The sequence below is a fragment of the Neorhizobium sp. CSC1952 genome (assembly GCF_030378245.1).
Classification (GTDB): Bacteria; Pseudomonadota; Alphaproteobacteria; order Rhizobiales; family Rhizobiaceae; genus Neorhizobium; species Neorhizobium oryzae_A.
The window spans coordinates 3,450,010-3,469,933 of sequence record NZ_CP128416.1; the positions used below are offsets into that span (position 1 = coordinate 3,450,010).

Sequence of the window (19,924 nt, forward strand, 5' to 3'; positions counted from 1 at the left end):
GAGACCGGCAATGGCTCTGTCTGAACGGCTGTTCAGCTTGATGCCGTCTGAGGTTGATTTCCGTCGAGGCAAGACAATCGCCAATCGATATTGCGGCGGGAATGCGGCAACGGTGAGGAGGAATTCGGGCAGCCTTGAAAACATGCCCGCGTGACTTTCGGCGCGCTCGTCCACGTGCCCCGTTCTCATCGACCGGCGGCATCGGTCCGACGAGTGCGTTCCCGCAGTCCCGCGCCGAAAGTCGGATGAGCCGCCTGAATTGCGAACCTTTGCCCGGTTTCAACAACACGTTGTTAACGCCCGCCATGGTTTCATCAATTAATTGGGGGACAAAACGAATCGAAGCGGCAATCGGCCGGAGCGGTGAAGCGGGGGACTGTGGAGACGGAAAGCGAACTCTTGAAAACGGCGTGCGAGCGGATCAACGATCTCACGGAGCCTGCCTTCATCAAGGACAGCGCCCTCACTTACGTGGCGGTGAACAAGGCTTATGCGCGCCTTTTCGGCATGCAGCCGGACGAATTCGTGGGCAAGTCCAGCCGCGGTTTGTCGGGCGCGCCGGAGGATGCCGACCGCAAGGAGAAGGAGTGCCGGGCGATCGTGTTCGGCACGGACGAGACGGCGTTCTGCTTCGACCGTTCCGGCGTCATTCGCCATGAGATCCGCATCGAGCGCTTCCTCACAGAGGACGATCACACCTATCTCTTCGGGTCCTTCGTATCGGCGTCGGACCTCGGCGCCGCTGCCGAAGCCGGCAGCGAGGCCGGGCCTGCCGTGGCTACCAAGTCGGGGCCGATCTCGCTTTTCAACAGCACTCTTCTCGACGACGCGCTCGACATGCTCGAAATGGGCATCGGCATCTACGACAAGAACAACGCGCTGCTCTACTGCAATTCGCAGCTGATCGATTATTTCTCGTCCATCTCGGTCGATCTCAAGCCCGGCATCACGCTCCGGGAAATCCTGGGGCACGCCTATGACCGGCGGCATCGCCTGTCGCCGGAAAGCTTCGGGCCTCACGTGCCGGACAAGGAAGCGTGGATCGCGCAGCGGATGAAGCCCTTCGAGCTTCCCTATTCGGAAAGCATCGACGAACTTGCGGACGGGCGATGGCTCAGGAGCGTGAACAAGCGGCTGGAAAACGGCCTGCTGATCGCCATCAGGCATGACGTGACCGAATTCAAGGAGCAGGAAACGCTCCTGCGCACGCAGATCTCGGAGACCAGGCTTCTCCGCGCGGTTCTGGAAGACCTGCCGGTGCCGGTCTTCGTCCGCAACGGCGACCGCCAGCTCACCTATGCGAATGCCGCCTACGAGGCGATGCTGGGTGCCCCGCGCGCGCAGTTCCTCGGCAAGACCGAGAGCGACATGTTCCCGGATGCGGCCGAACGCTACCGCCTTGAAAACGATCGCGTCATGGACGGCGAGGAGATCGACAAGTCGGAGGACGTCGCCTTCCCCGACGGCTCGGTCGTATCGGTGATCACGCGCCTGCGCCGCATCACCACAGAGGACGGCGCCCATCATCTCGTCGGATCGCGCACGGACGTCTCCCTCATCAAGGAGGCGCAGAACAAGGCGGAGAAGCTCAGCCAGGACCTCGAGACGATGCTGAATGCCATCCCGGTCGGGATAGCCATTCTCAATGCCGCGTTCGATTTCGAATACGCCAATCCGAGTTTCTACGATTTCTGGGACGCCGGCGAGCAGTTCGATCTGCCGGGCCGCTCCTATCGCGACTTCCTCAAGGTCAATTTCGAGCACGGCATCTATTCCGGCTCGGCCCGGAGCTTCGAGCAGATCTACGACGAACGCATCGCCGCGCTGAGGGAGGACATCGATCAGCCGCCGATCGAGGTGAGGAGCCGCAACGGCCGGACCCTGGTAATCTCAGGCACCCGGCTTTCCGGCGACAAGACGCTGCTCACCTATATGGACATCACCGCGATCCGCAAGCGCGAGCAGGAAGTGCACGAGGCCCGCGCCGCGCTCGAAAGCCACGGCGCGCTGATGCGCGATGCGACGAGCGCCATGTCGCAGGGGCTGCTCATCCTGCATGACGGCACGGTCATCTTCTCCAACGATGCGCTGACGGCCATGCTCGACATCCCGGCCGGGATGGTGGCGACCGGAAGCCTGTGGCGGGACATCTTCCGCCATTGCGTCGAACGCGGCGATCTCGGCACGCCCGAGGAGGCGGCGGAAACGCTGAGGGCGTGGGAGGAGAATGTCGCGGCCGGCAGGCCGGTGCACGCGTCCTTCCGCATCGACGGGCACAAATGGATCCAGGTGGAGGCGAACCTCACCGGCAGCGATCACTGGCTGGCGGTCTTCACCGACGTCACCGAGATGAAGGGCCGCGAGGAGGAGCTGACGCGGCTCCTGCAGCGCGCCGAGGCGGCCGACCGGGCGAAGTCCGAGTTCCTGGCCAACATGAGCCACGAGATCCGCACGCCGATGAACGGCGTGCTCGGTATGGCGGAACTGCTCGCCAAGTCCAATCTCGACACCCGCCAGAAGACGTTCATCGACATCATCGTCAAATCCGGCAACGCGCTGCTCACCATCATCAACGACATCCTCGACTTCTCCAAGATCGATGCCGGCCAGATGAAGCTCCGCAAGGCGCCGTTCGATCCGGTCGAGGCGATCGAGGACGTGGCGACGCTGCTTTCCTCTTCCGCCGCCGAGAAGGATATCGAGCTCATCGTCCGGGGCGACGCCTCGATCCGCGAGACGGTGATGGGCGATGCCGGCCGCTTCCGCCAGATCATCACCAATCTCGTCGGCAATGCGGTGAAGTTCACCGAAAAGGGCCATGTCTTCATCGACCTCATCTCGAAACCGACCGGTCCGGGCGAGATGATGCTGTCGGTCCGCATCGAGGATACCGGGCTCGGCATTCCGGACGAGAAGCTGAAATCGGTCTTCGAAAAATTCTCGCAGGTGGACACGTCCTCCACCCGCCGCCACGAGGGCACCGGCCTCGGGCTCGCCATCACCGCCGGGCTGACGGAGCTTTTCGGCGGCTACATCGAGGTGGAAAGCGAGCTCGGCCGCGGCTCGGTCTTCACCGTCCATCTGCCCTTCCAGGTGGTCAGCGAGCGCAACGTCCAGACGGCGCTGCCGATCAATACGAGCGGCGCGCGCATCCTTGTCGTCGACGACAACGCCGTCAACCGCCGCATCCTCACCGAACAGCTCAGCATGTGGGGTTTCGATACCGTCGCGGCGGAAAGCGGCGCGGAGGGGCTGGCGATCATCCGGGAGGCCGCCCGCATCGGTGTCGTGGTCGACGTGATCGTGCTCGACTATCACATGCCGGAAATGAACGGGCTGGATTTCGCAAGGCAGATGCGGCGCGATCCGCGCTTCGACGGCACCGGCGTCGTCTTCCTGACCTCCATGGACATGGCGGGCGACGACAGCACGTTCGCCGCCCTGAACATTCACGCCCATCTGATGAAGCCCGCCCGCGCCAATCTCCTGCGCAGCACGATCATCGACGTCGTCCGTTCGATCCGCACCAAACGGCGCGCGCTTGAAAACCTGCCGGCCGCCGCCCGGCCGCAGCCTGCCGCAGCCGTTCCGGCTGCCACGCAGCTCCCGACGCCCGCTCCGGCTGCCGTTCCCGCTCCGGTGGTCTCGACGCCGATCTTTGCCGAAGAACCGTCCTCGACGCTGCCGGTCCGCCCGGCGGCGACGCTCGACGTGCTGGTCGCCGAGGACAACGAGGTCAACCAGATCGTCTTCACCCAGATCCTGCAGACGACCGGCTGGCTCTTCCAGATCGTCAAGAACGGCGCGGAAGCGGTCGACGCCTGGAAGGAACACGATCCGGCGGTGATCCTCATGGACGTCTCCATGCCGGTCATGAACGGGCATCAGGCGACCCGGAAGATCCGCGAGATGGAACAGGAAACCGGCACCCATACGCCGATCATCGGCGTCACGGCGCATGCGCTCGAAAGCGACCGGGAACTCTGCTTCCAGGCAGGCATGGACGATTATCTCTCCAAGCCGATCAGCCCCGAGGCGCTGGAAGCCAAGATCCGCACCTGGCTCGGCGGCGCGGTGGTGGTCCGGGGAGGACTCTGACCCCGGTGAGCATCACGCTGAAGCAGCTTGCGGGACGTCACGCGATCGCCCGGCAGCCACCGGACAGTCCCATTCCCGACTGGGCCGATGGTGCCGGTTTTCTCAGCATCAGCCGGACGGAGGACGAACTGTCGGTTGTTTGCCGCGAGGAGCGTGTCCCTGTCGATGTCAGGCAGGACCGAGGCTGGACGTGTTTCAAGTTCCAGGGGCCATTCGCGTTCAGCGAAACGGGTATCGCGCTTGCGGTCATCCGGCCGCTTTCGGAGAAGGGCGTCGGCATTTTTCTCGTATCCACCTTCGACACGGACTATCTGCTGATCAAGACTGCGGATGTCGAGCGCTCACGGCTTTTTCTGAGCGAGGCCGGGCACGTCCTCTTCTAGTTTTCCGTGCGGGTATTCCGCGCTCGCCCCATACATGCCCGCACCTCCCGGAATCAGGCCTTATTGGGGCAAAGTCGGCTGCGGGGAAATTACTTTACTTTAACGTGACGGGGCTGGCGGCGAGCGCTAGACCTTCAAGCAGGCTGAATGCCGCCGGCGGCAATTGCCGCGACGCGACGGCTTGAGACAGCCTTTCGGAAGCCCGCTTCCGTTTTTTGAAGGAGACGCGCCATGCGCAGTTTCATCAAGACAACCGTCTTTTCCGCTCTCATGCTCTCAACATTGGTCGGCGGCGCCTTCGCGGCGAGCGGCGGCATCGACGACAGTTCCGGTGACTATTATGAAGGAATTGATCCGCATGCGGATGCGCTCAATCCCCCGATCCCGCGCATGGCTCCCATGACGACATCGAGCATCCATCGCACCATGGCCGAAAGGCCGCGGCTGACGCATGTCCTGTCGGAACTGCGCGTCTACGATCGCAGGATCAACAGGCTGAGGCCCGTAGCGGCGAATTCGGCCAGGCACGAGGAAGCGGATATCCGCGCCCAGGCGATGGCGGTGGCCGATCGGCACGACGGGGTGATTCCCGGCCGGAACTATCAGCAATTGCAACGGGAAATCCGCAAGCTTGATCGGGATATCGTCCGGTCGAGCTGACAGAGCCGCATGAAGCCGTCGTCAAGGCCGTCGTTCATACGGCTGCCTTGACGACGGCTACAGCATCGGCCCGAAAATCGGAATCGATTTTCGGTAAGCACGATGCGTAGATTCAATAAGTTAGAGCGCCGTGCGTCCGTTCGGACGCACGGCGCTCTAAGATGTTACTCGGCCGGTTCCGGTTTTCTCCCGCACAGCATCTCGCGCTTTCCGGCAAAACCCGGCCGGCGTTCGACGGTAAAACCTGCGGCCTGGAGGTTGCGACGCACGAAGCCGGCGGCGGCATAGGTGCCGAACGTTCCGCCCCGCACGGTTCTCCCGTAAATCGCCTGCATCAGCTCGGGCGACCACATGTCCGGATTGCGCGACGGCGCGAAGCCGTCGAGAAACCAGGCGTCGAAACCGGGTTGCGCATTGGCGACGCCTTCCGGCGCCGGGCCACAGACGACCGTCAGCCGCGTCTGCCCGTCCATCTGAAGATCGACCATGCCGGCAGGCTCGTCCGGCCATGCGGCCGTCAGCGCCTTGCGCTCCGCCTCGATCTCCGGCCAGCGGGAGAGCGCCCGGCCGATTTCATCGCCTTTCATCGGATAGAGTTCGAAAGACATGAAATGCAACAGCGCGCCGGGCTTGCGGAAAAGCTTCCACTGCCGCCATGTCTCGCAGAAGTTCAGTCCGGTGCCGAAACCGAGTTCGCCGATCCGAAAGTCTCCGCCCGGTGACCACCGTTCGGGCAGGCCGTTGCCGGCCAAGAAGACATGGCCGCATTCCAGCCGCCCGTCGGTGCGGCAATAAAAGTGATCGCCAAACTTTTGCGAATAGGGCATATCGCCGTCGTGCCAGTCGAGAGGCTGGCGGTCCGGCGTCCGGCCGGCGGTTGCAAGAATGTCGGGATCACGGTCGCTCATGGGACATGCGGATAATCCTGCCGACCCCCGGGGTCAATCGGGTTCTCGCGGCCAATCTCCGGCTCTTCCCGCGCGGGCCGACCTCGTCATCCTCGGCGCCGGCATCATGGGTCTCTGGGCGGCGGTGAAGGCGGAGCGCCACGGCATCGAAACGGTGCTCGTCGATGCCGGCCGGCCGGGGCAGGGGGCGAGCGGCGGGCTCTTGGGCGCGCTGATGCCGCACATGCCGGACAAGTGGAACGACAAGAAGCAGTTCCAGTTCGATGCTCTCCTGTCACTGGAAGACGAGATCGCCCATATCGAGGCGGTGACCGGCATCGCCTGCGGCTACCGCCGTTCCGGCCGGCTGATCCCCTTGCCGAAGCCGCATTTGAGGACGATCGCGCTCCGCCATTCCGCGGATGCCGAAACCCGTTGGCGGCAAGGCGGCCGCCGTTTCCACTGGCATGTCATCGATCGCCCGCCGGACGATGGCTGGCCGGACGCCTCCTTCGCCGAGGCCGGCCTCGTCCACGATACCTTTGCCGCCCGCGTCTCGCCCCGCAGCCTCGTTTCGGTGCTCGCCGCCTTCCTGCGTTCTGCCGGGCATGTCCGGATTGTCGAAGGCCTCGAGGCGGAGCGGATCGACCCCGCGCGCAACAGGGTCGTCTTCCGGAGCGGCGAAGGCATCGCCTTCGGCCATGCCATCGTCGCGGCCGGTCATCGTTCCTTTCCGCTGCTGGAAGCCATCTCGCCGGCCCTGCCGCTTCCGATCGGCCAGCCGGTCAAGGGACAGGCGGCGCTGCTCAGGGCAGATGTCGATCCCTCGCTGCCGGTGATCTTCCTCAACGGACTTTACGTCGTCGCGCATGAGGGCGGCCACGTCGCGGTCGGCAGCACCAGCGAGGACGCTTTCGAGGATGCCTTTTCGACCGATTCACGGCTCGACGATCTCATCGTCCGTGCCAGGGCGCTCGTGCCCGCGTTGGGGCAGGCACCGGTCGTCGAGCGCTGGGCGGGCCTGCGCCCGAAGGCGATCGACCGCGACCCGATGGTCGGGCCGCATCCCGATCACCCGCACGTGATTGCCCTCACAGGTGGTTTCAAAGTCAGCTTCGGGCTCGCCCACAGGCTTTCGGATGCGGCGCTCGGCGCCGTAAAGTCCGGTGAAATACGGCTTCCGGCGTCATTCACGCTTCAAAATCACCTGTCTGCCGCTTCGCGTTAAGCGCGAAACGCTCAACCTTTCGTCGTCAATCTGTCACGCAAATCACTTAACCCCCTCCGCAGGGATTGTTGAGCAATGCGTAAACATCAGGGCCGGGAAAGGAAGCACGAGAAGGTGACGCATGCGCTATGCCATTCATTTCACGCCCCCGGCTCATGATCCGCTGACGCTTGCGGCGGCCCAGTGGCTCGGCCGCAACGCCTTTTCCGGCGAGGCCATGGAGCCTCCGGCGATCCGCGGCATCGGCCTCCACGACATCGCCTTCAATACCGCGCTGCCACGCCGCAACGGTTTCCATGCGACGCTGAAGGCGCCCTTCCGTCTCGCCTCCGACGTCACAGAACCCATGCTGCTGCGCCACCTGATGCGGTTTGCAGGCGCCCATGATCCGTTCGAATTGCCGAGACTCGAAGTCGTCCGGCTCGGCAATTTCTTCGGCCTTGCGCCCGTCATTCCCTGCGAGGCGATGCGTTTCCTCGCCGCCTCCGTGGTGCAGGAGTTCGACGCCTTCCGCGCGCCGCTCACGGAAGCCGAGCTGGAGCGGAGCGATACCGGCGACCTCTCCGCGCCGCAATTCGCCAATCTCCACCGCTGGGGCAACCCTTACGTGATGGACGAATTCCGCTTCCACATGACGCTGACGGGACCGCTCTCGCCCGTCGAGATGCCGCGTTTCGAACTGGCGCTCAGGGAATATTTCGATCCCTATCTGAGGAAGCCGGTCGAGGTCGCCAATCTGGCGCTTTTCGTGGAGGAGGAGCCCGGCGCGCCCTTCCAGGTGCATTCCCTGCATCCGATGGGCCGGGTGGCGGCGCGGAAGATCGCTTGAAGCCAACCCGGAAGCGGGTACGGCTTCAAGGCGACGGCAGGCGGTCACTTTTGTTCAAGAAAACAGCGCACCCGAATGCTATATCGGGGAGATGCAGAACATCTCCCAGGAACAGGCCGCCGATCACATGCCGCTGGCGCAGGCGGAAACCACCCGCTTCTGGCGCGATACGCGTTTCGGCGGCATGGAATGCCTGACGGCCACCTTCCTGACCCATGAATTCGCCCCGCACGCGCATGATACGTTCAGCATCGGCGCGATCGAAAGCGGCAGTCAGGTGGCGACGATCCGCGGCACGCGCGAGGCTTCCGGTCCCGGCGATCTCTACCTCATCAATCCCGGCGAGACCCACGACGGCGCGCCTTCGCGCGGCGGCTACCGCTACCGGATGATCTACCCGGACCTGTCGCTCTTCCGCGAGATTCTCGAGGACGTCACCGGCAAGCCCTTCCACGGCACGCCCGCTTTCGGCAGGCAGATCCTCCACGACCGGAAACTGGCCGACGCGTTTCACGAGGCGCATCGCACGCTGGAGGAGGGGGGCGGGGCGCTGGAGACGAGCCAGCCCATGTTCCTGGTGCTGGACGCCATGTTCCGCCGGCACGGCAGCTCCATCCTCGTGCCGACCGACACCGCGGAACGATCCGCCGTCCGCCGGGCGCGGGACTACCTGGTCGAGCGCTATGCCACCGATGTGGGACTGGAGGAACTCGCCGTCGTGGCGGGGCTCAGCCGCGCCCATCTCATCCGTGCCTTCCGCAGGGAATTCCACATCACGCCGCATTCCTTCCTGACCGATATCCGCATCAGGGCGGCGCGCAGGCGGCTGCGCGAAGGCGGCCTGCCGGCGGAGATCGCGCTCGAATGCGGCTTTTCCGACCAGGCGCATTTCACCCGCCATTTCAAGGCGCGCACGGGTTTGACGCCGGGGCAATACCGGGCGCGGTAGCGTTTGTCTCCGGTCGGTGGCATTTGCCGCCGCCTTGCTTGCTGGCGTCACTTTCGTTCAAGACGGCAGATACCATACGCTCTAGGCATCCCCCTCATCCGCCTGCCGGCACCTTCTCCCCGAGGGGAGAAGGGGAGTTGCCGCGGCGTCTCCGATCCTCCTCTCCCCTCGGGGGTCCGGAGGACGGGACGGGGCCGTCGACCCGTCCCCGGTTGGTGGCCGAGCGGAGCGGAGGCCGGGTGAGGGGGCGACGTGCTTGGACATGAAATCAAAGGTTTTCGACGTGAATGAGAATGCAAGACTGCTAGACTTCCTCGGCGGGATGCGGGCGATCGCGCCGCTGATCGCCGCGGTGATCCCGATCGGCCTCGTTTTCGGCGCGGTGGCGGCCACCAAGGGCCTCACGCCGGCCGAAGCGGGCCTGATGAGCGCGCTGGTCTTTGCCGGCGGCTCGCAATTCGTGGCAATGGATATCTGGACGCATCCGGCGTCCTGGACGGGCGTCGGCTTCGCTGCGCTGCTCGTCAACATCCGGCATGTCCTGATGAGCGCGTCGCTCGGTACGAGGATGCAGGCCTTCGGTCCGGGCTCGCGCTATCTCTCCATGCTCTTCCTCGCCGACGAGATATGGGCCATGGCCGAATTCCGGGCCAAGGCGGCAAGGCTGACGCCTGCCTGGTTCGCCGGCCTGGTCGCTCCCTTTTATCTCGCCTGGATTGTGTCGGGCGTCGCGGGCGCCGCCCTCGGCGCCTTTCTCGGCGATCCCGTCGTGCTCGGGCTCGACTTCGCCTTTCCGGCTGTCTTCATCGTGCTGGTCATGGGCTTCTGGAAGGGGCCGGAAACCGGCGCCGTACTCTTCGCCAGCGGTGCGGCCGCCGTCCTCACGCAGCATTTCGTGCCGGGGGTCTGGTATATCGCGGCGGGCGCCCTCGCCGGCCTTCTCGCCGCCGTCGCCGCCGGCAGCCGCCGCAGCGTGGAGGCGGCGTCATGAGCATCGACTTCGCCACGCTCGCCGCCATCCTCGCCATGGCGGCCGCCACGATGCTGACCCGCGTCGGCGGCCTCTTCCTCATCCGCTACGTCTCGCTCGAAGGCAGCCGCCGCAAGGCGATCGAATCGATCCCGCCCGCCGTCCTGATGGCCGTCGTCGCGCCGACCGCCTTCGCCACCGGCATTGCCGAAACAATCGCCTGCGCGGTGACCGCTTTTGCGGCATTCCGTCTGCCGATGCTCGTTTCCGTGGCACTCGGCGTCGCCTGCGTGGCCGTTCTCCGGGCGCTCGGCATGTAGGTCGCGTTTTGTCTCGACATCGGCGGAACGGGTGCGCTACCGTCCGGCATCATGTGTTCAAGGTGATTTGATGCAGGGACAAGACTATCCGCGCGACCTGGTCGGCTACGGCCGTTCCACCCCCGATCCCAAATGGCCGGGCGGCGCCCACGTCGCCGTCCAGTTCGTGATCAACTATGAGGAAGGTGGAGAGAGCTGCATTCTGGACGGCGATCCGGCCTCGGAATGCCTGCTGTCGGAAATCGTCGGCGCTGCGCCCTGGCCGGGGCAGCGCAACCTCAACATGGAGTCGATCTACGAATACGGCTCGCGCGCCGGCTTCTGGCGGCTCTGGCGGCTGTTCACCGGGCTGAAAGTCCAGGCGACCGTCTATGGCGTGACGCTCGCCATGGCGCGCAATCCGGAAGCGGTCGCCGCCATGAAGGAAGCCGGCTGGGAGATCGCCAGCCACGGCTATCGCTGGCTGGAATACAGGGATTTTCCGGAGGAGAAGGAACGCGAGCATATCCGCGAGGCCGTGCGGCTGCATACCGAGCTCGTCGGAGAGCGGCCCTACGGCATGTACCAGGGAAAGCCGTCCGACAATACGCTGCGCCTCGTCATGGAGGAGGGCGGTTTCCTCTATTCCTCCGACAGTTATGCGGACGATCTGCCCTATTGGGTGCCGGGCCTCGACCGCAAGCCTTTCCTGATCATCCCCTACACGCTCGAAACCAACGACATGCGGTTTGCGACGCCGCAGGGTTTCAATGCAGGTGACCAGTTCTTCAATTATCTGAAAGACGCCTTCGACACGCTCTATCAGGAGGGCAAGGAGGGCAGTCCGAAGATGATGTCGGTCGGTCTCCACTGCCGTCTCGTCGGGCGTCCGGGCCGGGTGGCGGCGCTGCGCCGCTTCATGGAATACGTGCTCTCCCACGACAAGGTCTGGGTGCCGCGCCGCATCGAGATCGCCAATCATTGGCACGAGAACCACAAGCCGGCAGGTGAGCTTTGAGCGCGCGGGGCGACTTCATCGAGAAATTCGGCGGCGTGTTCGAGCATTCGCCGTTCATCGCCGAGCGCGCCTATGACGCAGGCCTCATCCTCGTGCCGCTGACGGCAAAGGGCGTGCATGCCGCGCTGGTCTCGATCTTCCGGAAGGCGAGCCGCGAAGAACGGCTCGGCGTGCTCCGCGCCCATCCCGATCTCGCCGGCAGGCTCGCGATCGCGGGCGAGCTCACCGAAGACAGCAGGCAAGAGCAGGCCGGCGCCGGGCTCGACCGCCTCACGCCATTAGAACATGCCCGTTTCACCGAGCTCAACGCCGCCTATACGGAAAAATTCGGCTTTCCCTTCATCATCGCGGTAAAGGGGCTCGACAGGCAAGACATCCTCGCCGCCTTCGAAAAGCGCATCCATAACGGTGCCGAGGAGGAATTCGAGACCGCCACCGCCCAGGTGGAGAAAATCGCGCTTCTGCGCCTGCAATCCATACTTCCGGAGAATTGAATGACCGAGACGACCGATAACACCCTGCCATCCTTCGCAATCGGCGCGATCAACCTCGCGTCGGCGCGTCTCGGCGCCAGGGGTCTCTATGCGACCGACGAGTTCTTCGCGCCGCTCGAACGCATGCTCAACGATGCGCCGGCGAGCTTCGACCCGGACCTCTACGACGACAACGGCAAATACATGGACGGCTGGGAAAGCCGCCGCAAGCGCGTTCCCGGCCATGACTTCTCGGTAATCAAGCTCGCCATGCCGGGCCGGATCTTCGGCTTCGACGTCGATACCAGCTATTTCACCGGCAACTATCCGCCCCATTGCTCGATCGAGGCCGCGTTCGTCGAAAACGGCGATCCGACCGACGCCACCCAATGGACGGAAATCCTCGGCAAATCGGCGCTCGGACCCGGCGCGCACCACTTCTTCGAGAATGCGGGGAAGGAGAAGGTCTGGACGCATCTTCGCCTGCACATCTATCCGGACGGCGGCATAGCACGCCTGCGCGTCTACGGTTCTGCGCATTTCGACTGGGAAAAGGTCGGCCCGAGCGAGGAGATCGACCTTGCCTATATCTTCCACGGCGCCAAGGCGCTCGCCTGGTCGGACGCCCATTACGGCCATCCCGACAAGATGCTGGGGCCGGGCCGCGGCCTCAACATGGGCGACGGCTGGGAGACCAAGCGCCGCCGGGGGCCCGGCCACGACTGGGCGGTGATCCGCCTCGGCCATCCGGGCGCGATCCGGCGCGCGGTCGTGGATACCCACTTCTTCAAGGGCAATTTCCCGGATACCTGCGAGCTGCTCGGCGCCTATCTGCCGGAACTCGGCGACACGCTGACAGAGGCCGAGATCGCCGCGTCGGAGAGCTGGAAGCCGATCCTACCGCGCCAGAAGCTTGAGATGGACCATGCCCACGAATACGGCCCCGGCACCGTCGCCGATATCGGCCCCGTCACCCATGTTCGCTACGCCATGCATCCCGACGGCGGCACGATGCGGCTGCGGCTCTACGGGACGAAGGCGTGAGTTCTTTCCTCGATACGTTCCGTCGCCTATATTGGCGGCATCAGGAGTGACGCCGCGATGAAACCGTCGGAAGTCTTGGAGCAGAACCGGGAGATCATCAGGGAGATCGTCGCCCGCCGACAGGTCTCCAATCCCCGCGTCTACGGCTCCGTGCTGCGCGGGGAAGACAGGCCGGATAGTGACCTTGACATTCTGGTCGACCCGTCACCGACGACATCCCTTGTCACGCTCGGCGGGCTTCAGGGAGATCTGGAAGAGGCGCTTGGAGTGCCGGTCGATGTGAAGGTTCCGGGCGATTTCCCGCCGAAGGTACGGGAACGCATCATCGCGGAAGCCGCCGCTATATGAATGTGGAGCGCCTCGACGCCTATCTCGATCGGATGATCGTCACGGGAAGCAAGGCCATGCGCTATGTCGCAGGCATGGGCCGGGATGCATTCGTCCTTGATGAAATAAAGCAGGATGCCGTCATCGCGAACATCATGGCGATCGGCGAATGCGCCACGAAGATCATGGAGCGGTTCCCGGATTTCGTCGTCGAACATCCGGAAATTCCCTGGCGGGATATCCGGAACATGCGAAATCGCATTGCACATCAGTATTTTGAAGTCGATATTGACACCGTCTGGCGTACGGTGACGACAAATATACCGGAGTTAGTAGGTCAGCTCGCTTCGATCCGAAGCTGAGGAGGCCGCTTCTTTCCTCACCACGTTCCGTCGCTTATATTGACGGGCATCAGGAGTGACGCCGCGATGAAACCGTCGGAAGTCTTGGAGCAGAACCGGGAAGCGATCCGCGAAGCGACGAAGCGCTTCAACGCGGCGAACCCGCGCGTCTTCGGTTCGGTGGCCCGCGGCGAAGACGGCCCGGACAGCGATATCGACATTCTGGTGGACGCGCTACCCGGCGCAACCCTGTTCGACCTCGGCGGTCTGCAAGACACGTTGGAAACGCTCCTCCAGGTGAAGGTCGATCTCGTGACGTCGGGCGGTATCCGGAAATCCATGCGCGAGCGGATTCTGTCGGAAGCTACAGCCATATGAGTGCGGATCGCCTGAAGGAATATCTCGATCAGATGCGATCTGCGGCACTCCTGGCCTGCGAATTTGCGGCCGGCATGGAGCAGGATGCATTTCTCTCCGACGTACGCACGCAGATGGCTGTCGGCATGGCTCTGGTCCTGATCGGCGAGAGCGCTTCGAGGATCATGATCCATCATCCCGATTTCGCCGTCGATCATCCTGAAATCCCATGGTCGAAGATCAAGGGCATGCGCAATTTCGTCATCCATGACTATTACGAACTGGAACTCCCGATCGTTTTGGATACGGTGAAAACCTCTCTGCCGATGTTGGTTTCCCAACTCGATTCCCTGCGCAACTGGCGTGCCCAGGGCGAATGAACAAAGAGAATGACGTGACCGAATATCTTGAAATCCTGCCGCTGACCAAGCAAGCCTTCGCACCCTATGGCGATGTCATCGAGGCCGATCCTTCGACCATGCGGCTGATCAACGGCGGCACGACGGAACGCTACCACGCACTGGCGGAACCGGTCGTGACGGGCGAACCCGTGCGCCTGATCTTCAACATCTTCCGCAGCCAGCCGAGGCAATTCCCCTATGCCGTCACCATGATGGAGCGGCACCCTTTCGCAAGCCAGAGCTTTACGCCCCTGTCCGGCCGGCCGTTCCTCGCCGCCGTCTCGGACGACGAAGGAGGCAGGCCCGGCAAGCCCAGGGTCTTCCTCGTCCAGCCGCACCAGGGCGTCAACTATTTTCCCGATGTCTGGCACCACCCCCTGATGGCGCTCGGTGCCGTCAGCGATTTCCTCGTGGTGGACAGGGACAACCCGCCGGAAAACTACGAAGAATTCTTTTTCGAGAAAACCTACTTCATCGCGGAGCCCCGCCCATGACAGGCCTCACCACCCATGTCCTCGACACGGCGAGCGGCACGCCCGCGCAAGGCCTGACGATCGACCTCTACAGGCTGGCGGGCGACGGGCGCGAGAAGATCAAATCCGTCACCACCAACAGCGACGGGCGCGTCGACGGAGGCCCGATCCTGGTCGGCGAGACCTTTACCGTCGGAGAATACGAACTGGTCTTCCATGCCGGGGATTATCTTCGCGCCCGCGGCGTCACGCTCGCGGAGCCCGCTTTCCTCGACACGATCCCGATCCGTTTCGGCATTTCGGATGTCACGGCCCATTACCATGTGCCGCTGCTCCTCTCGCCCTATGGATATTCCACTTACCGGGGGAGCTGATGCGCTTTGCCGCGATCGCAGACGTGCATGGAAACTGCGCAGCGCTGGAAGCGGTGCTGGCCGACATCGCCGCGCTCGGCATCCGCGACATCGTCAATCTCGGCGATTGCTTCGGCGGCCCTCTGGAGGCCGGCCGTACCGCCGATCTCATGCTGCTTCTCGACATGGAGGCGGCCCGGACGGTGCGCGGCAATCACGACCGCTATCTTCTCGAAATGCCCGCCGCCGCGCTCGGTGCCTCCGATGCGCATGCCCATCGGCAGCTCGCGCCGCGGCATTTCGACTGGCTGCGCAAACTGCCCGCCAGCATGGTCTATCGCGACGACGTCTTTCTCTGCCATGCGACGCCCGCGGACGACAATCTCTATTGGCTGGAGAAGGTTTCTCCCGAAGGCCACGTATGCCTGAGGCGCCAAGAGGAAATCGAGGCCATGGCGGAGGGTATAGAGCAGCCGCTGATCCTGTGCGGGCACAGCCACATTGCGCGGGTCGTGCAGCTTTCCGACGGACGGCTGATCGTCAATCCCGGAAGCGTCGGCTGCCAGGCCTATGACGACGAACAGCCGGTCTTCCACAAGGTCGAGACCGGCCATGCGATGGCTTGCTATGCGGTGCTCGAAAAGACGGGGAGGGGCTGGGTGCCCCAGTTCCGGCATGTGGCCTACGATCACATGGCGATGTCGCGGCTTGCAGCCGAAAACGGCCGACCCGATTGGGCATCGGCGCTGGCGACGGGCAGGGTTGGTTAGTTAGGCGTCGTATTCCGCTCGATCTCGCGCCGCGCGGCACGCGCCAGAAAACCGGAGCGGGAGAGGCCGTTCGCCTCCGCAAACCTGTCGATCCGCTGCAGGATATCCTCCGGCAGCGTGATGTTGATGCGCACGGCCTTTGCGGCTTGCGTCTTCAGGCTGACAAGGATCGCTACCGCGTCACGGTTATCCGGGTCTGCCATCACGCTTTCGAGGCTTGAGGGCTCGGGAATGGTCTCGCCATCCTCGATCATGCCTTCCACATGAAAGGCGAGCGCCTCCTCGGCCATCCGACGGGCCTCGTCCAGCGTCGAGCCTGCCGTCACGGCGCCAGGGAAATCCGGAAAGGACACGCCGTAATCGCTGTCCGCTTCCTTATGGATAAGGCCGATATAGTTGCTCATTGTCACCTCAATTTCAGCCCGGCTTGCTTCTCTATACTCCGCAGCGTGCCGAGCGGAATATCGCGCTTCGGGTGGGGAACGGTAACGCGCCCTGGCTTGTGAGGATGCTTGAATTGAACGTGGCTACCTTTCTGGCCCACTTCCGTCCAGCCGTCCTTGCGCAGCAGCGCGATCACCTCGGCACTTTTCATGGCTTGAATTTATACACATCAATACACAACATCAAGTTCGACGTCGGCCGGAAGAAACCTTTCGGAAATCCTTGGGCTCGATACTTCTCCTCGATTCGACAGGAGAGATTCCCATGGCCCAATCGCGCGGAAAATCACGCTCACGACGTAAAAGCGGCAAGCGGTCGTCGGGCGGCTCCAATTCGTCGCTCCTGCCCTGGCTCGCCATACTTGGCGTGATCGGCGGGGGTATCGCGCTCTATGACAATTCGGCCGCCGCGCGCCGGTTCGTGGCGGGCCTGACGGCCGGAAAGCCGGTGCAGGTCGCCGCGAAGCCGGCATCTGCTCCCGAAAGGCCGGTTCCGCCGAAGCCCGTAGCCTCCGCCGCTCACCGCCCGGTGACGCCGAAGCCGGCGATGCTGCCCGATCAGAGCCATACCGCTGCGATCATTCCCCCGGCGCCGATCGGCAAGCCGATCGCGGACGCGGTTTCCAAGCCGGCCGAAACACCGGGAGCGGATGAGAAGCTTGCCGGTGCCTACCAAGCGAAATTCTATCTCTGCGGCTCGGCCAAGCAGGATGATTGCGTCGTCGCGGCGGACCGTTTCGTCTTCCACGGCCAGAAAATCCGTCTCGTCGGCATCGAGGTGCCGAACATCAAGAAACCGGCCTGCGAGGAAGAGCGGATCAAGGCGAGCGATGCGGAACTGCGCGTGCGCGCCTTCCTCGATTCCGGGCCGTTCGAGCTCGTTACCTGGCAGGGCAACGACGCGGAAATCGACGGCCACAAGCTCAGGCAGGTGACGCGGAACGGCATCTCGCTGTCGGATGTTCTCGTTCGCGAAGGTCTCGCGCGCAAACCGGGAGCGAAAGGCGGCTGGTGCTGACACGGCAGCTCGGCCGCCTTAGGACCAAAGTCAGAACGGCGCGTTCGCGAGAATGTTGCGGTCGATTGTCTGGATGTCCCGCTTGCCGCAGAGCGCCATGGTGATGTCGAGTTCGTTGCGGATGATTTCCAAGGCCGTCGTGACACCATCCTTGCCCATGGCGCCGAGGCCATAGAGGAAGGGGCGACCGATATGGGTGCCGCGCGCGCCGAGCGCCACCGCCTTCAGCACGTCCTGGCCGGAGCGGATGCCGCCGTCCACATGCACCTCGATCCGGTCGCCGACGGCTTCGACGATCTTCGGCAGCATGCTGATCGAAGACGGCGCGCCGTCGAGCTGCCGGCCGCCGTGGTTGGAGACGATGATCGCGTCGGCGCCGGTATCGGCCGCGGCGCGCGCATCCTCCTCGTCGAGAATGCCCTTGATGATCATCTTGCCGCCCCAGAGGTCCTTGATCCAGCGGATGTCGTCCCAGGAAAGCTTCGGGTCGAACTGCTCCGCCGTCCATGCGCCCAGCGAGGAAAGGTCGGAGACGTTGCTCGCATGGCCGACGATATTGCCGAAGCCGCGGCGCTTGGTGCCGAGCATTTCCAGGCACCAGCGCGGGCGCGTGATGAGCTGCAGGGCGGCGTTCAGGGTCGGCTTCGGCGGCGCCGACAGGCCGTTGCGGATGTCCTTGTGGCGCTGGCCGAGGATCTGCAGGTCGGCGGTGACGACGAGGGCCGAGCATTTCGCCGCTTTGGCGCGGCCGATCAGCCGCTCGATGAAGCCGCGGTCCTTCATCACGTAAAGCTGGAACCAGAAGGGCTTGGTCGTCACCGCGGCGACGTCCTCGATCGAGCAGATGCTCATGGTCGAGAGCGTGAAGGGAATGCCGAATTCCTCCGCGGCCTTGGCGGCCAGCATCTCGCCGTCTGCATGCTGCATGCCGGTCATGCCGGTCGGGGCGAGCGCCACGGGCATCGAAGCCTTCTCGCCGATCATCGTGGTTTCCAACGAACGGTTGGTCATGTCGACCAGCACGCGCTGCCGCAGCTTGATCCTGGAAAAGTCTTCCTCGTTCGCCCGGTAGGTTCCTTCGGTCCAGGCGCCGCTATCGGCATAGTCGAAGAACATTTTCGGCACACGACGCCGTGCAAGGGTCTTCAGGTCGGCAATGGTCAGCGGCTTGGACATCGTATCGTTTTCCTCCGGAATGTCGTCGGAGAACTACCACATCCAAGGCATATCGCCAGCGGATTCATCCAGTTGCATGCACGGCCGGAAATTTCAGGCGGCAGATTGCTCCAGCCCGTTCTTCATCGCTTCCCCCGCCACATAGGTCTCCACCACGGCGCGGTCGTCGCCGATGGTCTGGAGCAGGAAGAGCTCTTCGGGCAGGGTTTTTACCGTCTTCATCCTGAGCCGCATGGCCGGCGTGGCCGCGGCGTTCAGCACCGTGAGGTCGGCGTCGGTGCCGGGCTCCAGCGTGCCGATCCTGTCTGTCATGGACAGCGCCTCGGCATTGCCGCGGGTCATCAGGTAGAAGCTTTCGAGTGGGTTCAGCCGCTCGCTCAGCAGTTGCTGGATCTTATAGGCCTCGTCCATGGTCTTCAGCATCGAATAGCTCGAGCCGCCGCCGATATCGGTCGCCACCGCCACGCGCACCGGCTTTTCCCGCCGCATCAGCGCCTTCATCGGAAAGAGGCCGGAGCCCAGGAAGAGATTGGAGGTCGGGCAGTGGACCGCGACGGCGCCGGTTTCCGAGAGGGCGTCCGCCTCGCGCTCGGAAAGATGGATCGCGTGGCCGAGCAGCGTCTTCGGCCCGAGCAATCCGTAATGGGCGTAGATGTCCGTGTAGTCCTTCGCCTGCGGATAGAGTTCCAGCGTGTAGCGGATCTCCTCGTGGTTCTCGGAAAGATGCGTCTGGATGAAGAGGTCCGGGAATTCTTCCGCCAGCGCCTGGGCGGCCTTCATCTGCGCCGGCGTCGAGGTGATGGCGAAGCGCGGCGTGATCGCCACGTGGTTGCGCCCCTTGCCGTGCCAGTCTGCGATCACCTGGCGCGTCTCGTCATAGCCCATCTCCGGCGTATCGAGCAGGCCCTGCGGCGCGTTGCGGTCCATCATCACCTTGCCGCCGACCATGCACATGCCGCGCTTCAAGGCCTCGGCAAAGAAGGCGTCGGCGGATGCCTTGTGGACGGAGCAATAGGCGACCGCCGTCGTCGTCCCGTGGCGCAGGAGCTCGTCGTAGAAATGCGTGGCGATGCGCGCCGCATGCCCGCTTTCGACGAAACGGCATTCCTCGGGGAAGGTATAGGTGTTCAGCCATTCCAAGAGGTCGGCGGCGTAGGAGGCGATCACCTGCATCTGCGGGAAATGCAGGTGCATGTCGATGAAGCCCGGCAGGATGAGATGCGGCCTGTGATCGATCTCCTCGACCTCTTCCGGCGCCCCGGCCTTGACGGTTGCATAGTCGCCGGAGGCGGCGATCCTGCCGTCCGCCACCAGCAGCGCGCCGTCGTGCTCGTAGCTGTAGCTGTCCGTATCGGTCAGGCTGAGCGGCGCCCGCTTGAAGGAGAGCAATCGTCCCCTGATCAGCTTGTTGGGGATCAGCTTGTTGG

The 19,924-nt window shown here is 63.8% G+C and carries 24 protein-coding genes; 19 read left to right on the forward strand and 5 right to left on the reverse strand.

The features are described 5' to 3' along the window. Positions 1–399: 399 nt before the first annotated feature. From QTA58_RS16780 to QTA58_RS16790, 3 genes are all read left to right on the forward strand, one after another. Complete coding sequence (locus QTA58_RS16780; protein ID WP_289669693.1) at positions 400–4,098, forward strand: response regulator; 3,699 nt, start codon at positions 400–402, stop codon at positions 4,096–4,098. After that, a complete protein-coding gene (locus QTA58_RS16785) occupies positions 4,095–4,481 on the forward strand; it encodes an ACT domain-containing protein (protein WP_289673193.1) in 387 nt (128 codons plus the stop codon). The genes QTA58_RS16780 and QTA58_RS16785 overlap by 4 nt, the downstream gene beginning before the upstream one ends. 231 nt (positions 4,482–4,712) lie before the next feature. Beyond that, positions 4,713–5,141 carry a hypothetical protein gene (locus QTA58_RS16790; RefSeq protein ID WP_289669694.1) on the forward strand — a complete coding sequence of 143 codons (429 nt, stop codon included), beginning with the start codon at positions 4,713–4,715 and terminating at the stop codon, positions 5,139–5,141. A gap of 164 nt (positions 5,142–5,305) precedes the next feature. Here QTA58_RS16790 and mnmD read toward each other — a convergent pair whose 3' ends face one another. Next, complete coding sequence (gene mnmD, locus QTA58_RS16795) at positions 5,306–6,049, reverse strand: tRNA (5-methylaminomethyl-2-thiouridine)(34)-methyltransferase MnmD (RefSeq protein ID WP_289669695.1); 744 nt, start codon at positions 6,047–6,049, stop codon at positions 5,306–5,308. On the opposite strand from mnmD, the gene QTA58_RS16800 reads away from it, so the two are divergent. The 15 genes from QTA58_RS16800 (at position 6,048) to QTA58_RS16870 (ending at position 15,860) form a co-directional block, all read left to right on the forward strand. Continuing rightward, positions 6,048–7,256 carry an FAD-binding oxidoreductase gene (locus tag QTA58_RS16800; RefSeq protein WP_289669696.1) on the forward strand — a complete coding sequence of 403 codons (1,209 nt, stop codon included), beginning with the start codon at positions 6,048–6,050 and terminating at the stop codon, positions 7,254–7,256. The genes mnmD and QTA58_RS16800 overlap by 2 nt on opposite strands. A 121-nt stretch (positions 7,257–7,377) precedes the next feature. Next, the gene (locus QTA58_RS16805) at positions 7,378–8,085 is read left to right on the forward strand and encodes a DUF1045 domain-containing protein (protein ID WP_085425045.1); all 708 of its coding nucleotides are present in this window, start codon (positions 7,378–7,380) and stop codon (positions 8,083–8,085) included. A 91-nt stretch (positions 8,086–8,176) separates the two neighbouring features. Then, positions 8,177–9,034 carry an AraC family transcriptional regulator gene (locus QTA58_RS16810; protein ID WP_289669697.1) on the forward strand — a complete coding sequence of 286 codons (858 nt, stop codon included), beginning with the start codon at positions 8,177–8,179 and terminating at the stop codon, positions 9,032–9,034. A 262-nt stretch (positions 9,035–9,296) separates the two neighbouring features. Beyond that, the gene (locus QTA58_RS16815) at positions 9,297–10,025 is read left to right on the forward strand and encodes an AzlC family ABC transporter permease (protein ID WP_085425043.1); all 729 of its coding nucleotides are present in this window, start codon (positions 9,297–9,299) and stop codon (positions 10,023–10,025) included. Beyond that, the gene (locus QTA58_RS16820) at positions 10,022–10,324 is read left to right on the forward strand and encodes an AzlD domain-containing protein (protein WP_085425042.1); all 303 of its coding nucleotides are present in this window, start codon (positions 10,022–10,024) and stop codon (positions 10,322–10,324) included. The genes QTA58_RS16815 and QTA58_RS16820 overlap by 4 nt, the downstream gene beginning before the upstream one ends. Positions 10,325–10,394: 70 nt before the next feature. Next, entirely contained in the window at positions 10,395–11,321 is a 927-nt protein-coding gene (gene puuE, locus QTA58_RS16825; RefSeq protein WP_085425041.1) for an allantoinase PuuE, read from the forward strand. Further along, positions 11,318–11,815 (forward strand): 2-oxo-4-hydroxy-4-carboxy-5-ureidoimidazoline decarboxylase, encoded by a 498-nt coding sequence (uraD, locus tag QTA58_RS16830; RefSeq protein WP_085425040.1) that lies wholly within the window; start codon positions 11,318–11,320, stop codon positions 11,813–11,815. The genes puuE and uraD overlap by 4 nt, the downstream gene beginning before the upstream one ends. Further along, positions 11,816–12,838: an allantoicase gene (alc, locus tag QTA58_RS16835; protein ID WP_085425039.1), complete on the forward strand. Its 1,023-nt coding sequence runs from the start codon at positions 11,816–11,818 to the stop codon at positions 12,836–12,838. A 57-nt stretch (positions 12,839–12,895) separates the two neighbouring features. Continuing rightward, positions 12,896–13,186, forward strand: coding sequence for a nucleotidyltransferase family protein (locus QTA58_RS16840; RefSeq protein WP_085425038.1), 291 nt, complete (start codon positions 12,896–12,898; stop codon positions 13,184–13,186). Next, a complete protein-coding gene (locus QTA58_RS16845) occupies positions 13,183–13,527 on the forward strand; it encodes a DUF86 domain-containing protein (protein WP_085425037.1) in 345 nt (114 codons plus the stop codon). Before QTA58_RS16840 ends, QTA58_RS16845 begins: the two co-directional genes overlap by 4 nt. Before the next feature lie 66 nt (positions 13,528–13,593). Beyond that, positions 13,594–13,884 (forward strand): nucleotidyltransferase family protein, encoded by a 291-nt coding sequence (locus tag QTA58_RS16850; RefSeq protein WP_085425036.1) that lies wholly within the window; start codon positions 13,594–13,596, stop codon positions 13,882–13,884. Next, positions 13,881–14,243, forward strand: a complete 363-nt coding sequence (locus tag QTA58_RS16855) for a HepT-like ribonuclease domain-containing protein (protein WP_289669698.1) — start codon at positions 13,881–13,883, stop codon at positions 14,241–14,243. Before QTA58_RS16850 ends, QTA58_RS16855 begins: the two co-directional genes overlap by 4 nt. Positions 14,244–14,257: 14 nt before the next feature. Next, on the forward strand, positions 14,258–14,758 hold the full coding sequence (locus QTA58_RS16860; protein WP_289669699.1) for an ureidoglycolate lyase: 501 nt from the start codon (positions 14,258–14,260) through the stop codon (positions 14,756–14,758). Next, positions 14,755–15,111 (forward strand): hydroxyisourate hydrolase, encoded by a 357-nt coding sequence (gene uraH / locus QTA58_RS16865; protein WP_289669700.1) that lies wholly within the window; start codon positions 14,755–14,757, stop codon positions 15,109–15,111. Before QTA58_RS16860 ends, uraH begins: the two co-directional genes overlap by 4 nt. After that, entirely contained in the window at positions 15,111–15,860 is a 750-nt protein-coding gene (locus tag QTA58_RS16870; RefSeq protein ID WP_289669701.1) for a metallophosphoesterase family protein, read from the forward strand. Before uraH ends, QTA58_RS16870 begins: the two co-directional genes overlap by 1 nt. Here QTA58_RS16870 and QTA58_RS16875 read toward each other — a convergent pair. Continuing rightward, positions 15,857–16,264 carry a type II toxin-antitoxin system HicB family antitoxin gene (locus QTA58_RS16875; RefSeq protein ID WP_289669702.1) on the reverse strand — a complete coding sequence of 136 codons (408 nt, stop codon included), beginning with the start codon at positions 16,262–16,264 and terminating at the stop codon, positions 15,857–15,859. The two genes, QTA58_RS16870 and QTA58_RS16875, sit on opposite strands and share 4 nt — an antisense overlap. A 2-nt stretch (positions 16,265–16,266) precedes the next feature. Beyond that, a complete protein-coding gene (locus QTA58_RS16880; protein ID WP_289669703.1) occupies positions 16,267–16,455 on the reverse strand; it encodes a type II toxin-antitoxin system HicA family toxin in 189 nt (62 codons plus the stop codon). 113 nt (positions 16,456–16,568) lie between these two features. Between QTA58_RS16880 and QTA58_RS16885 the strand changes: the two genes are divergently transcribed. After that, on the forward strand, positions 16,569–17,321 hold the full coding sequence (locus tag QTA58_RS16885) for a hypothetical protein (protein WP_289669704.1): 753 nt from the start codon (positions 16,569–16,571) through the stop codon (positions 17,319–17,321). A gap of 30 nt (positions 17,322–17,351) precedes the next feature. Here the strand turns inward: QTA58_RS16885 and QTA58_RS16890 are convergent, their stop codons facing one another. Next, positions 17,352–18,497: an alpha-hydroxy acid oxidase gene (locus tag QTA58_RS16890; protein ID WP_289669705.1), complete on the reverse strand. Its 1,146-nt coding sequence runs from the start codon at positions 18,495–18,497 to the stop codon at positions 17,352–17,354. Positions 18,498–18,590: 93 nt separating this feature from the next. After that, entirely contained in the window at positions 18,591–19,913 is a 1,323-nt protein-coding gene (gene guaD, locus QTA58_RS16895; RefSeq protein WP_289673195.1) for a guanine deaminase, read from the reverse strand. Between the last annotated feature and the right edge of the window lie 11 nt (positions 19,914–19,924).

What these genes read in the sequence shown, in the direction of transcription:
- QTA58_RS16790 (WP_289669694.1), top strand. Translation starts at nt 4,713, where the DNA reads ATGCGCAGTTTCATCAAGACAACCGTCTTTTCCGCTCTCATGCTCTCA.
- QTA58_RS16800 (WP_289669696.1), top strand. Translation starts at nt 6,048, where the DNA reads ATGGGACATGCGGATAATCCTGCCGACCCCCGGGGTCAATCGGGTTCT.
- mnmD (WP_289669695.1), bottom strand. Translation starts at nt 6,049, where the DNA reads ATGAGCGACCGTGATCCCGACATTCTTGCAACCGCCGGCCGGACGCCG.
- QTA58_RS16805 (WP_085425045.1), top strand. Translation starts at nt 7,378, where the DNA reads ATGCGCTATGCCATTCATTTCACGCCCCCGGCTCATGATCCGCTGACG.
- QTA58_RS16810 (WP_289669697.1), top strand. Translation starts at nt 8,177, where the DNA reads ATGCAGAACATCTCCCAGGAACAGGCCGCCGATCACATGCCGCTGGCG.
- QTA58_RS16815 (WP_085425043.1), top strand. Translation starts at nt 9,297, where the DNA reads ATGAAATCAAAGGTTTTCGACGTGAATGAGAATGCAAGACTGCTAGAC.
- QTA58_RS16820 (WP_085425042.1), top strand. Translation starts at nt 10,022, where the DNA reads ATGAGCATCGACTTCGCCACGCTCGCCGCCATCCTCGCCATGGCGGCC.
- puuE (WP_085425041.1), top strand. Translation starts at nt 10,395, where the DNA reads ATGCAGGGACAAGACTATCCGCGCGACCTGGTCGGCTACGGCCGTTCC.
- alc (WP_085425039.1), top strand. Translation starts at nt 11,816, where the DNA reads ATGACCGAGACGACCGATAACACCCTGCCATCCTTCGCAATCGGCGCG.
- QTA58_RS16840 (WP_085425038.1), top strand. Translation starts at nt 12,896, where the DNA reads ATGAAACCGTCGGAAGTCTTGGAGCAGAACCGGGAGATCATCAGGGAG.
- QTA58_RS16845 (WP_085425037.1), top strand. Translation starts at nt 13,183, where the DNA reads ATGAATGTGGAGCGCCTCGACGCCTATCTCGATCGGATGATCGTCACG.
- QTA58_RS16850 (WP_085425036.1), top strand. Translation starts at nt 13,594, where the DNA reads ATGAAACCGTCGGAAGTCTTGGAGCAGAACCGGGAAGCGATCCGCGAA.
- QTA58_RS16855 (WP_289669698.1), top strand. Translation starts at nt 13,881, where the DNA reads ATGAGTGCGGATCGCCTGAAGGAATATCTCGATCAGATGCGATCTGCG.
- uraH (WP_289669700.1), top strand. Translation starts at nt 14,755, where the DNA reads ATGACAGGCCTCACCACCCATGTCCTCGACACGGCGAGCGGCACGCCC.
- QTA58_RS16870 (WP_289669701.1), top strand. Translation starts at nt 15,111, where the DNA reads ATGCGCTTTGCCGCGATCGCAGACGTGCATGGAAACTGCGCAGCGCTG.
- QTA58_RS16875 (WP_289669702.1), bottom strand. Translation starts at nt 16,264, where the DNA reads ATGAGCAACTATATCGGCCTTATCCATAAGGAAGCGGACAGCGATTAC.
- QTA58_RS16880 (WP_289669703.1), bottom strand. Translation starts at nt 16,455, where the DNA reads ATGAAAAGTGCCGAGGTGATCGCGCTGCTGCGCAAGGACGGCTGGACG.
- QTA58_RS16885 (WP_289669704.1), top strand. Translation starts at nt 16,569, where the DNA reads ATGGCCCAATCGCGCGGAAAATCACGCTCACGACGTAAAAGCGGCAAG.
- QTA58_RS16890 (WP_289669705.1), bottom strand. Translation starts at nt 18,497, where the DNA reads ATGTCCAAGCCGCTGACCATTGCCGACCTGAAGACCCTTGCACGGCGT.